Raw genomic sequence first — 12,698 nt, forward strand, 5'->3', positions numbered from 1 at the left:
TGGGATTCACCGTCTCATGAGCCGTGCCCGTCGAATCACCCGGAAGCTCTTGCCCGTCGGCCTGGGGTTGTTGGGCCTCACCGTGGCCGCGTGGGTGGCCGCCTGGCGCGTGCCCATGCCGGCCCGTCTCTTCGCGCCCGCATCGGTGGTGATGGAGTACCGGGACGGCACGCCGGCCCACGTCTTCCTGGCCCCGGACGAGCGCTGGCGCATCCCCACGGCGCTGGAGCGCGTGGACCCGGACTACGTCCAGGCCCTGCTGGCCCTGGAGGACAAGCGCTTCTTCCACCACCCGGGCGTGGACCCGCTGGCGGTGCTGCGCGCGGCGACACGCAACCTGTCCACGGGGCGGCGGGTGTCCGGCGCCTCGACTTTGACGATGCAGTTGGTCCGCGTGTTGGAGCCGCGGCCCCGCACCTTCACGTCGAAAATCATCGAGTCCTTCCGGGCGATGCAGCTGGAGGTGCGGCTGTCCAAGCAGGAGGTGCTCGCGGCCTATCTCCAGTTCGTCCCGTACGGGCGCAACGTCGAAGGCGTGGAGGCGGCCGCGCTGGCGTACTTCGGCCACACGGCGGCGAACCTGAGCCCCGCGGAGATTGCCACGCTGCTGGCGGTGCCGCAGAACCCGAACCGGCGCTTCCCCACGGCGCAGAACACGGCCCGGTTGCAGTCGGCGCGCGACGGCGTGGCGCGAAGGCTGCTGGACGTGGAGGCGCTTCCCCGAGGGCCCGAGGCGGCCCGCGTGTCGGCGGAGACGGTGCTGCGCGAGGTGCGCGACACGCCTGTGCCCACGGACCTGAAGCCCTTTCCCCGTGAGGCGCCACACGTGGCGGTGTGGCTGCGCACGCAGCGGCCGGAGCAGGCCCGGCTGCGCACCACGCTGGAGGCCGGCACGCAGCGGATGGTGGAGCGGTTGATGCGGGACGCGGCGGTGGGGCTGGCGCCGCGAGGCATCTACAACGGGACGGCGGTGGTGGTGGACCGGCAGCAGGCGGAGGTGCTCGCGCTGGTGGGCAACTTCGACTTCTTCGACCAGAAGCACGGCGGGCAGATTATCGGCTTCGCCACGCCGCGCTCGCCGGGCTCGGCGCTCAAGCCCCTGCTGTATGCCATGGGCATCGACCTGGGAATGGTGGGGCCGGAGCAGCTGGTGGCGGACGTGCCTACTGCCTACGGCGGCTATGCGCCGCGCAACTTTGACGGCCGCTTCCAGGGGTTGGTGCGCCTGGAGTACGCGCTGTCCCAGTCGCTCAACATGCCCTTCGTGCGGCTCTTGGAGCGCGTGGGGGTGGAGCGCTTCCTGGGCGCCCTGCAATCGGCGGGAGTCACGAGCCTGGTGCAGGAGCCCGGGTACTACGGCCTGTCCGCGGCGGTGGGCGGCATCGAGCTGACGCCGCTGGAGCTCGCGGGCGTCTACGTCGCGCTGGCGGGGGATGGACGCGCGCCGCCGCTGCGGCTTCTGCTGGACGAGAAGGCGGCCGCGCCGGTGGAGGTGCTGTCCCCTGGCGCGGCCTGGCTGACGCGCCAGGCGCTGTCGCTGAGGGACCGGCCGGACTTCCCGGCCCGCCGTCGGCTGACGGGCATGCCGGCGCGCGTGCACTGGAAGACAGGGACCAGCTTCGGCCACCGCGACGCGTGGGCGGCGGGCTCGGGGCCGCGGCACACGGCTGTCGTCTGGCTGGGGAACTTCAATCACACGCCCAGCGTGCACCTGGTGGGCGCTGACGCGGCGGGGCCGGTGCTGTTCGACATCCTGGAGGGCGTGGGTCCGCGCGGCCTCAACCTGCCGGACGAGAGCATGAATCCGCCCGATGACCTGGCCGTGGTGGAGGTTTGCGCCTATTCGGGCCACCTGCCGACGGATGCCTGCGTGCAGCGCAAGCACGTCTACGCGCGGCGCTCGGCGGTGCCCACCACGCGCTGCCCGTACCACCAGCACGTGGAGGTGGACGTGGCCACGGGGCTGTCGGTGGGCCCCATGTGCCGGACGGGGCGGAAGACGGAGACGCGCGTGTACGTGTCGTGGCCGGCCACCATCCGCCGCTGGCTTGAGGAGCAGCACCGGCGCCTGCCGGAGCCGCCCGCCGCCGCGCCTGGCTGCGAGCCTGGGGGGGCGCGCGCGGCCCCGTCCATTGTCTCCCCCGCGCCGGGACATGTGGCCGTGCTGATTCCCGGTGTCCCGGCCTCGCAACAGGAGGTGCCGCTGGAGGCGGAGGCCTCACACGAGCGGGCACTGACGTGGTTCGTGGACGGTGCCCTGCTGGGGACGGCGCGCGCCGATGAGCGCGTGTGGTGGACGCCGTCCGTGGGCTCCCACGAGATTCTCGTCACCGATGACCGGGGACTGAGCGCGAAGCGGACGTTGGAGGTCCGCATGCGGCCCTGAAACGCAGCGCGGCGCCCCCGGAGTCCAGGAGCGCCGCGCTCAGGTGAGGCTCGCCTCCGCGCTCAGCGCACTTCCCAGCCCCGCGCGCCGCGCTCGTAGCGCTTGCCCGCGCCCAGGTCGCCGTAGAAGAGCAGGTCTTTCACGCCCACCACGGAGCGCCCGTCGAAGAGGCCAATCTCGCCGTTGGCGGGCATCTGGATGCCCAGCTGCGCGGCGTTGAGGCGGACGCGCTGCCCCGGGGCCACCGTCAACTCCGGCAGCACCGCGCCGAGGGGGGCACGCACCTGCGTGGGCAGGTGGCCGGGGCTCTGCGCCAGGCTGATGCGCAGCTGCGTCGTCAGCACCATGCCCGCCAGGGAAATGGGCGCCGAGGTGCGGTTGCCCACCTCCACCCAGCCTTCACGCGGGTGGACGGCCTCCAGCACCAGCGTGGGTTGCTGCTGCGCGAGCCGCTCCAGCTCCTTGAAGATGAAGTCGCGGCGCTCGCGCACGTAGCGCTTCAGGTAGGCGCGGCCCGCGGAGAAGCGGCCGTAGTCCATGAAGGGGTCATCACGCATGTGCGGGTCGATGAGCGCGTGCAGCTTGTCGATGTGCGCGTCCATCACCTCGCGGGTGAAGAGCTCGTCCAACGCCTTGTCCAGCCGCGCCTCCAGCCGCTCGCGCAGCACGGGGTTCATCACCACGCGGGTGGCCAGGTTGGAGAACACCGGCAGGTAGCCGGGGTACGAGGCCGTCTCCAGCTTGCGCTGCTCGTACATCTTCGCCACCCATTCGTCGGTGAGGGTGAAGCTGAACAGCGGGTGGCGCATGTTGCTGGTGCTCTGGCTCATGTCCTCCACGCTGATGGGGTACCACCAGCGCGAGTCCACGTTGTTGAGGTCCCACGGGACGTAGGACCACCTGGCCACCGCGCGGTCGTAGATGAAGTAGCTCTCCGAGTCCTCCACGTAGTTGTTGGACATCAGCGCGTCCATCACCATGGCGCGCAGGTAGTGCTCCAGCTCGAAGCGCTTCTCCATTTCGCTGACGAACTGGGGCTCGGGCGTGTGGTTGATGGCGCCCACCATCTCCCAGAGCTTGTCGTCCGGCTGGGACTCGTTCGTCTTCTTCGCCCAGTCACCCTGGTACGGCACCTTCACCATCTTGAATTCGCAGTCCTTCCAGCCACACCGGTAGATGGTTCCATCCGTGTCGGCGTAGGCGTGCGCTCGCAGGAAGGCCTTGTTCACCTGCTCGATTTCCAGGAACACGCCCTGGTACACGCCGTTGACGTTGAGCCGCACCAGCGTGCCCTTCGAAGCGGGGACGCGCATGGCCTCCAGCAGGTCGAAGGCAAGCTTCTCCGCCAGCAGCGTCGCGTCCGCGTACTCGGCCACGAGGTTGAGTGACGTCCTCCCCTCGAAACGCACGCCGTCCTCGAAGCTCACGTTCCAGCTCTTCTTCGGGAAGAATCGCGCGGAAGCACCCCGCAGGCGCACCTGCACGCGGTACGTCGTCCCGTTCGCCTTGAAGAGGCCGCCCTGCTCTGGCGTCCAAGGGTCCGCCTCGAACATCCGCATCGTCTCTTCAGGAATGATGAGCTCGTACTGCGGCACCGACGTCTGCACGGGCGGCATCACAAAGGGCCGCTCCGTCTCCGGCACGGGCGGTGGCGGTTCCGGAGGCGGATCCACCGGAGGCGGGTCGACGGGAGGCGGGTCCACTGGTGTCGGCTGCGGCTCCTCCTCGCCAGGGGGCGTTTGCGGATTCTCCACGCCCGGAGGGTCCTGGAGGGACGGTGGCCGCTCCGCCTGGGTTCCATCACAGGCCCACAGGCTCAGCAGCGGCAGGCACAGCAGCAATCGAGAAGGAGTCATCAACCCCGGCGCAAAGCAACGGTTGTGCCCGCCTCCAGGGCCCCTCTTTGGTGGAGAGCGAACGCTTGAGTCGGCACGCAGGCACCCACCGTCGCGTGCAAGGGAAACGGATTACCCAACCTGGCTGCTTGTCCCACCCTGGAGGGAATGGGACGCGAAGGGGCCCCTGGCGGGGCAGGCGGCCGGGCGGAACGGGGCCCCTTTCCCCGCGTGGGCTGTGCACGGGGGGCGGCGGCGGTCCTAGCTTCAAGAGAAGAGGGGGCGCGCCGCGTCAGGGAGAGAGGGCCTCATATGGAATCGTGGAACCAGACGTCGTCAGACACCGTGCGTGTCCACACGCCGCTGGTGGTGAACCGGCGCATCGACGAGCACGTGGAGCGCTGCGTCCGGTACATGGCGGAGAAGGGGGACCGCGCGGAGATGACGCGCTACCTCGCCCGGCTGGAGCGCGAGTGGGACATCAACCGCGCCCTCGCCGTGGGCACGTCGGCCCTGGGCCTGCTGGGCCTGCTGCTGGGCCAGCGGGACGGCGGCCGCTGGTGGAGGCTCACCGCGGTGGCAGGGGGCATGCTGCTCCAGCACAGCGTGTCCGGCTTCAGCCCCCTGTCCGAGCTGCTGCGCGTGCTTGGCGTGCGCACCCGCCGGGAAATCGACCTGGAGAAGTTCGCCATCAAGGCGCTGCGCGGCGACTTCGAGCGCATCCCCATGGAGGGCGGGCCCATGGCCCGCGCCAACGCCGCCCTCGTCGCCGCGCAGTCCTGACGCCGCCTCAGCGGCGCGGCGCGGTGTAGCCGCCTCCCAGGGAGGGCATCAGGGCCGGGGACATGGGCGTCGGCGATGGGCCGACGCTCTTCCCGGTGTTCGCCTGGTCGAAGAAGCCATTGAGGCCGGCGATGCCTAGCGAGAAGTTCGTCACCCAGCCCGGGTCCGGCCGGCCGGCAGCGGCGCCGACGTCGAACGGCCGGGCGAAGTGAAGGCGCAGCAGCAGGGGGCCCAGCGCGAGGTTGAAACCGACGACGCCGTTCACCACGCGGTGGTTCCACAAGTCATCCCGGCCCTCGCCGACGCCGCCCGCGTCGATGGCTGCAATCGCTTCCAGGTCGCTGAGGAAGGCCACCCGGATGATGTCGTTGAGCGGCAGCTGCGCCTCCAGCGTGGAGTAGACGTAGTGCCGGCCGAGCAGCCACTGGATGTCGCCGAAGTTCACGCCGCGCAGCGTGTCGAACGATGACAGGAAGTAGGAGCGCGCGTACCGGCCTCCCAGCGTGGTGCCCAGGCCGCCGCGGATGAAGATGTTGGCGCGGCCGTAGATGGGGAAGTAGCGCTCCGCGTCCACGCGCACGTTGCCGTAGGCTTGGTTGTCGAAGGGCTGCACGCCCACCGTCGTCTCCAGCATGGCCGCGCTGCCCGATAGCGGGCCGGTGGCGTAGTGGTACTTCAGGCTGTCGTAGCCAATCTGCCCGCTCAGCTCCGTCTGGAAGCGGATGGCGCGGTTTCGCGCGTTCCAGGCCGTCAGCAGCTCCCGGTTGGCCGCGTTGCGCTCGGGGAAGAACAGCTCGAACTCCGTGTAGTCGTCCAGGAAGTACCGGGTGCCACCAATGGCCAGGTCACCCTGCACGAACAGGAAGGTGCTCAGCGGGTAGCGCACGCTTCCGAGCGCGCCGAAGAAGCGCTCACCCGACGTGAAGAAGGCATTCTGCGCGCCCTCTTCACCTTCGAAGGTGCGGTCCACGCGGAAGCGCAGGGACTGGAAGATGCCGCCACCCCACGTCATGCGTGACTTGTCGTTGACGTAGAGCAGGTAGCCGTCCGTCAGGTCGAAGCTGCCGTACACCGCCAGGGTGAGCAGGAACTGGTGGTCCTTCATGCGGTCACTGGCCGCCGCGAACAGCTGGCCCACGAAGCCGCCGCCGCCCGCGCCCGCGAAGCCGAAGAAGGGACCGAACTCCAGGTTCTGCCGGGTGAAGGGCTCGTAGTTCTGTGCGTCCGTGAGGGGCCGCACCGCCAGCGGGTTGGGCGGCTCCGGCGGCGGTTCGGCGGGGACGTCCAGCGCCAGCATGCGCGGCGGGCGCAGCACCGCGGGCCGGCGCTCACCGGAGACGTGGAACAGCATCCACAGGCTGCCGTCCGGGCCCGGGCCGGGCTCGAAGACGCCCGTCGTCAGGTCCGTGCGCCGCACGATGCGGCCGTCCTTCGTCAGCTCGTGCAAATCGGAGCTGCTGTTGTTGAAGGCGGTGAAGAAGAGGCGTCCGTCCGCCAGGGCCACCGGGGCCGTGTGGTCCCGCTCCTCGCTGGTGAGGCGCTCCACCTGCCGGGGCGCGTCCGGACGCACGCGGAAGAGGTTGAACTGGCGGTGGGACGTCGCGTCCGACGTGAAGATGACGCCCGAGGGCCCCCACGTCACCTCGCGCTCGGAGAACACGTCGTCGGTGAGCTGCAGCGGCGGGGCGTCCGGGCCCGCCTGCAGGTCGATGGCGTAGATGTCCCGCAGACCCGCGTCGTTGATGCCGATGAAGGCCACCCACCGGCCGTCGGGCGAGAAGGCCGGCGAGTACGCCGCGAGCAGCCCGTGCCGGTCGATGCGGTACGCGGTGCGTCCGCCCAGGCTCAGGTCGACCACCAGGCCCACCTCCCGGTCAATGCCGGTCCGGATGGCGTTGCGGCGCACCAGCACGTCCGCGCCTCGTCGCTCCGACTTGTGCGTGTAGTCCTGCACGTAGATGACGTCGCGCCCGGTGATTTCGGCGATGAAGGCCAGCTTGTCGTTCGTCAGCGCGAAGCTGCGTCCGGAGATGGGGTGCAACGACTCCACGCCCGGCACGCCGTCACCCGCGACCTTCACCGTCTTGTCCGGCACGCGCGGATCCATGATGTACAGCCGGCTCTCACCCGTCTCCGGAACGATGGTGCGCAGCCCCAGCACGTGGCCCGACGGGGAGGACGCCATGGCGGTGGTGTAGCCGGGCGCCTTGTCGAGCAGGTCCAGCGCCGGCGCGGACTGCTCGGACGCCAGGTACGTCTTGAAGGCCCGGCGCTTCAGCCAGTTCTCGAACCGCGCGGAGATGCGCTTGGGGTTGTCGCCGGTGAGCCGCTCCAGCAGCTCCTCGAACTTGAGCGACGGTGAATCGCGCGAGCCACCCGCCAGCCTCGGCGACTCCTCCAGCACGCGCTGGATGAAGCCGGCGCCGTACTCCTCTTCGAGGAAGGACACACGGACCTGGCCCACCTTGTAGATCCACAGGTAGCCGTAGGGCCCGGGGGAGAAGAAGTCGAGGAAGGCGTAGCCCTTGAAGAGGTCCGGGTTCACCAGCAGGTCCCGCACCAGCATCTCCGCTTCCGGGTCCATGCCGCGCTTGGCGTAGAATTCGGCGAGGCCCTCGATGAACCACAGCGGAATGGCCTGCAGCGGGTCGCCGAACATCTTGGCCTGCTCGGCCACGGTGCGGACCTTCTGGATGGTGAACTGGTGCGCCAGTTCGTGGGTACTGACCTCCTCGAAGAGGCGGTGGTCACCCAGGTACGGCAGCGTCAGCTTCAGGTCCTCGCCGGTGCTGGTGAGACCGAGCGTGCCCTCGGACACGGCGAAGAGGTTGGTCTGCAGGAACTCCTGGTAGCTGCTGTAGAGGATGTACGGGAACGTCTTGGTGGGGACGTACTTGAACTGATCCACCAGGTACCGGTAGGCCTCCTCGATGAGCGGCGCGGCGCGCTCGGCCACCATGCGCTCACGCTCATAGAAATAGAAGCGCACCCCGCCCGACTTGTCCCCCAGCGACTTCGCGTAGGTGTAGTTGAACCCACCGTCCGCGCCCGCGAACACCGACTGGCCGCCGCCCAGCACCGTCCCGCCGTCGTCATCGGAGTCGCTGGCCATCAGGTAGGTGGCGCCCGCGTCCTGCTCGCCGCCGTCGGTACCACCGGCCGCGAGCGTGCCGCCATCCGCCGTCCCCGCATCGGCCGCAGCCAGGGCACCGCCGTCCTCCGTCCCCCCGTCGGCGGCCGCCAGGCCACTCTCCGGGACGCTCCCGTCTTCACCCGTCGTCAAAGGCGGCACGCCCGCGTCGGTCGCCCCCCCGAGCACCACCGGCGTGCTGCCGGGCAGCCCCGTCTGGGACTGGGGCTCGGACGTGCCTCCCGTGGTCTCCGAGGGCGGACCGGTGGGAGGCGCCTTCGTGTCGCCCTGGTCCGGCGAGGTGGTGGGCGCGCCCGGGTTGGCGCCGCCCGGACTTTCCGGTGGCTGTTCGTGAGCCGTCCGCTCGGGAGGTTCCGCCAGACCCGTGGCCCCCGGGCCGACGAGGATATCCGTGTGTCGCCACTCGAATTCGTAGCTGTTCACCGCCGTTTTCCCGGGTCTTCGGGGCACGACGTAGAACTGGGCAAGCGCGAGCCCCGGGAAGAGCACGACGAGCAGGGCTGCGGCGAGGGGACGGGGGTTCACTGAAGGCACCTCTGTGGGTGGGGTACCGGCGAGACTACACCTGCTAGGGAGGCTGCCTCCCAGCGGTCCAGGTATACAAGCGCCCCGACGATTTCTTTCCGTTTACTTGACGGGCAGTGGGCATCGCCCCCTCGGAGGCCGGGGGAGCGCGCTGTTTCGTTGGGTGCTGGCGCCGGATGATATGCATGGGGGCATGAAACGCCTCCTCGCACTCACCAGCACCCTGGCGCTCGCCACCGCTTGCGGCAATGACAATCCGTCCGTTCCCAAGGCGGAGTGTCAGGTCGAGGCCATCGATTTGTCGGCCTGCCAGCTTTCAAGCCTCTCCGCCGTACAACCCGAGGGCATCTGGAACCTCAATATCAACCTCAACGACCGTTCCGGTGCCGCGGCCGCGATGCGGTTGTCGGGAGGGGGCAGCAACACCCAGATGCTGATGGGCCTCGCCGCCACGGAGCGGCAGAGCACCCCGGAGTCGTTCTTCCTGGCCAGCGAGTTCCAGGGCTCCAACAACGTGACGATGCGCTTCGCCGTCGCCGGGTGTTCCTCGTCCGGGCCTGGGCAGATGTCGGGCATCTTCCGGCGTTGCGCCAATGGCACCGCGGACATGAAGGGCACCTTCGAGGCCATCCGGCTGGGCCGCCGCGCGGGTGAAGCGGAGGCGTCCGGCGTGGAGCTGGTCAGCGAGGTGAAGCTGACCGAAGCCACGGCCACGAATGTCGCGGTGGCCCATGGCCACGCCTACGTGACGGCGGGGGCCAAGGGCCTCATCACCTTCGACCTGAGCGACCCCTCGCAGCCGCGCCAAGTCCGCCAGTACGAGCTGTCCAACGACTACTACACGGACGCGCTGGTGAACGGGAACACGCTCTATGTGGCCAGCCGCCGCAGCGGCGTCGCCGTGTTCGACATCACCAACCCGGCGGTGCCTGTCCGCCTGCGCTCCGTGCCCGAGTCCGTGGTGGAGGTGAACGGCCTCGCGCTGGACGGAAACGTCCTGTACGCGGCGTCGCCCGCGCCCAACGCGGAGGTGTACGTCTACGACGTCACCACGCCCGCGGAGCCGAAGCAACTCACGCGGTACTTCATCGAGGGCGCGGAGCCCCTGGCGGGTGAGGTGCCCCTGCATGTCGCGGTGATGGGCGGCCGGCTCTACGTGAGCAACTGGTCCTTCGGAATGACCGTCTCGGACGTCACCACCCCGGCGCGCCCGAAGCTGTTGGGCCGCTTCGCCAACGGCATGTCGCGCGCCACGGCGGTCGGCATGGTGGGAGACCGCGCCTACGCGTTCGACGCGGGCGAGGACTGGGGCGCGCACCTGAGCGTGCTGGACGTGAGCGCGCCGGCCACGGTGGCCCGGACGGGTGAGTTCCGGACGCGCCCGGAGGTGTCCATCCGCTCGGTGGCGTTCGCCGGGACGAAGGTCTATCTGGCCTATGGTCAGGATGGCCTGCGCATCGTGGACGTGTCCGTCCCCGGCTCGCCCCAGCAGGTGGGTTACTACAACACCTGGCGGGAGACGGATGCGGGCCACGGCGTCGTGTTCCTCGAGGGCCTGAGCAAGGTGCATGTGCCGGGCGACGGATTCGTGTACGCGACGGATTCCTCGCGAGGCCTGCTCATCTTCCGCGAGGCGACGGAGTAGGCTGTCTGGATGAGCGACACCCCGACGCGGTCCTGCGGCAGGTGCCAGACGCTTCCTCCCATCGCGGAGGGCGCCGGGCGTCTGTTCCTGTGGAGCCCGGTGGGGCACAGCCAGGGCCGGCTGCTGTCCTTCCTCCGGGAGGCGCGGCACGAGGTCCAGGTGCGTGCCGAAGCCCATTGCGTCGAGGTGTGGGTGCCGGAGGCGGCGCTGTCGCCTCTGGCATCGAACCTGTTGGCCGCGCTCACGCAGGAGGAGGCGCGGGCCACCCGGGCGCTGTTCATGCCGGGGGCGGCGGAGCCCGGGCTGGGTGACTATCCCCGGGTGGGCTCACTCCAGCGGCTCGTCACGCGGACGCGCGCGGGGTGGCTGGTGGATTTGCTCTCCGAGGAGCGGCTCACCACGCACTTCCAGCCCATCGTCCATGCGCAGGACACCCGCTGCATCTTCGCGCACGAGGCGTTGATGCGAGGCCTGGAGCCGGACGGCACGTTGGTGCTGCCCGGACGGATGATGCAGACGGCGCGCGAGGCGGACCTGCTGTTTCAACTGGACCTGGCGGCGCGCACCACGGCCATCCGGCAGGCGGTGAAGCACGGGCTGGACACGCACCTCTTCATCAACTTCACGCCCACGGCCATCTACGACGCCACGGTCTGTCTTCGCTCCACGGTGGAGGCCATCCACTCGGCGGGCATTGCGCCGGAGCGGGTGGTGTTCGAAATCATCGAGACGGACCAGACGGCGGACGCGGAGCATCTGCGCGGCATCGTGGACTTCTACCGCAAGTCGGGTTTCCAGGTGGCGCTGGACGACCTGGGCGCGGGCTTCTCGTCACTGAACCTCATCCACCGGCTGCGTCCCGACATCATCAAGCTGGACATGGAGCTGGTGCGTGACGTCCACCTGGACCCGTACAAGGGCTCCATCGTGGAGAAGCTCCTGGAGATTGCGCGGACACTGGGCATCCGCACGGTGGCGGAGGGCATCGAGACGCACGAGGAGCTGCGCTGGGTCCGCGCGCACGGGGTGGACTTCGTGCAGGGCTACCTCATCGCTCGTCCGCAGAGTCCCCCCGTGGGGGCGACGCCGTCGTTCACGGATTGAGCAGGACGTTGCCGGTGGCCTGCCGCTCGAGGTTGGCGGCGCGGAGGATGCTCAGCTGGATGCCTGCATCCTGGAGGGCGAGCCGGGCATTGTATCCGTCGCGGTTGTTGACGAAGTTACGGGCGAGATTGAGCAGCGCGCGCAGGCGCTCCGCGTGGACGACGACAATGCCCTGGCCGTCCTCCTCCGCGCTGTCACGCAAGTCGACGAAGGCGTTGTCGGCGATGTCGAGCGCATTGATGACGTCCAGCTCACCCTGTTCCAGCGCAGTGTCCGCCGCGAGCATCCACTGTCCGGCGGTCTGAATCTGGGTCAGCCGGTCCTGTCGCGCCTGCTCCACGTCGACCGCGCGGTCGCCGTAGGTGTCCACCTGGAGCTGGACGGCCTGGTTTCGCACGGTGAGGTCGGCGTCGCGCTCGTTGAGCTGGGTTTCGAGCTGCTTCATCCGCTCATTCAGTTGTTCCATCTGCTGCGCGGGCGTCGGCTGATTCGTGTTCGGCGTTCCTGCGCCGCCAGTGCCCATCGGGTTGTTCACGGGCGCTACGGTGGGCGGCGTGCCAATGGGCTCGGAGCGGCCGATGGGTTCCGAGCGGCCAATGGGCTCGGAGCGGCCGATGGGTTCCGAGCGGCCAATGAAGGCCGGCGTCGCGGGGGCAGGGGAGGGGACTGCGCTGGTCGTGCCGGTTCCACTCACGTCCTGCCCCGTCACACCCGAACCACCCGCACCGCTCGTCGTCCCACCCGTGGTGTCCTGGCCCGTCGAGGTGCCGTCAGCCCCCGTCTGCTGTCCGCTCCCACCCATCGCGGCCTGTTCCTGTTGCAGCGCCTCCAGGGGCGAGGGAACTGGCTCGTAGCGCTGCGTGGCCTCCTCGGCGGCGACCTGCCCCGCCGTCGGCGGTGGCGCGCCGTCGGGCAGGACGGGCGTCAGCACGAAGTCGCGCGGTGACGCATCCTCCGGCGCCTCATAGACGTAGCCCGCCGGGGGCCTCAGCCCTTCAATCTCTTCCGCCGCCTGCTGGTTCGCGTCCTGGAGCGCCGCTGCGGCCGGGTCCCGGATGGAAGGGTCCTCGGGAGGAATCATGACCGGCGCGTTCGGTGACTGGCCGAGGCCCAACCCTGCAGCGATGGCAATCCAAAGGGGCATGGCAGAAATCTGTCCATCCGTCCGCCCTCGGACACCCCAACTGCCTGTACGGCGCCCGACGGGAAGCTCGCAGGGCGGGCAGCCCCGAAACTGCCTGCTCGAGCCCTGAAAACACCCAGGGCCGC

General features: G+C 69.5%; 7 protein-coding genes. 4 read left to right on the top strand and 3 right to left on the bottom strand.

Annotation, left to right across the window (positions count from 1 at the left end):
• Positions 1-16: 16 nt before the first annotated feature.
• Positions 17-2,386, top strand: a complete 2,370-nt coding sequence (pbpC, locus tag BHS09_RS11855; protein WP_237078248.1) for a penicillin-binding protein 1C — start codon at positions 17-19, stop codon at positions 2,384-2,386.
• A gap of 62 nt (positions 2,387-2,448) precedes the next feature.
• Here pbpC and BHS09_RS11860 read toward each other — a convergent pair whose 3' ends face one another.
• Positions 2,449-4,245 (bottom strand): CotH kinase family protein, encoded by a 1,797-nt coding sequence (locus BHS09_RS11860; RefSeq protein WP_140797930.1) that lies wholly within the window; start codon positions 4,243-4,245, stop codon positions 2,449-2,451.
• 288 nt (positions 4,246-4,533) lie between these two features.
• On the opposite strand from BHS09_RS11860, the gene BHS09_RS11865 reads away from it, so the two are divergent.
• Entirely contained in the window at positions 4,534-5,004 is a 471-nt protein-coding gene (locus tag BHS09_RS11865; protein ID WP_237078250.1) for a hypothetical protein, read from the top strand.
• 7 nt (positions 5,005-5,011) lie between these two features.
• On the opposite strand, the gene BHS09_RS11870 is transcribed toward BHS09_RS11865, so the two are convergent.
• The gene (locus tag BHS09_RS11870) at positions 5,012-8,689 is read right to left on the bottom strand and encodes a PD40 domain-containing protein (RefSeq protein ID WP_140789775.1); all 3,678 of its coding nucleotides are present in this window, start codon (positions 8,687-8,689) and stop codon (positions 5,012-5,014) included.
• A 184-nt stretch (positions 8,690-8,873) separates the two neighbouring features.
• Between BHS09_RS11870 and BHS09_RS11875 the strand changes: the two genes are divergently transcribed.
• Both BHS09_RS11875 and BHS09_RS11880 read left to right on the top strand, forming a co-directional pair.
• Positions 8,874-10,325 carry an LVIVD repeat-containing protein gene (locus tag BHS09_RS11875; protein WP_237078252.1) on the top strand — a complete coding sequence of 484 codons (1,452 nt, stop codon included), beginning with the start codon at positions 8,874-8,876 and terminating at the stop codon, positions 10,323-10,325.
• Between the two features lie 9 nt (positions 10,326-10,334).
• The gene (locus tag BHS09_RS11880; RefSeq protein ID WP_140789778.1) at positions 10,335-11,429 is read left to right on the top strand and encodes an EAL domain-containing protein; all 1,095 of its coding nucleotides are present in this window, start codon (positions 10,335-10,337) and stop codon (positions 11,427-11,429) included.
• Here BHS09_RS11880 and BHS09_RS11885 read toward each other — a convergent pair.
• Positions 11,419-12,510 carry a hypothetical protein gene (locus tag BHS09_RS11885; protein WP_237078253.1) on the bottom strand — a complete coding sequence of 364 codons (1,092 nt, stop codon included), beginning with the start codon at positions 12,508-12,510 and terminating at the stop codon, positions 11,419-11,421. The genes BHS09_RS11880 and BHS09_RS11885 overlap by 11 nt on opposite strands.
• Positions 12,511-12,698: the final 188 nt, after the last annotated feature.

The organism is Myxococcus xanthus (assembly GCF_006402735.1).
In the GTDB taxonomy this organism is placed as follows: Bacteria; Myxococcota; Myxococcia; order Myxococcales; family Myxococcaceae; genus Myxococcus; species Myxococcus xanthus_A.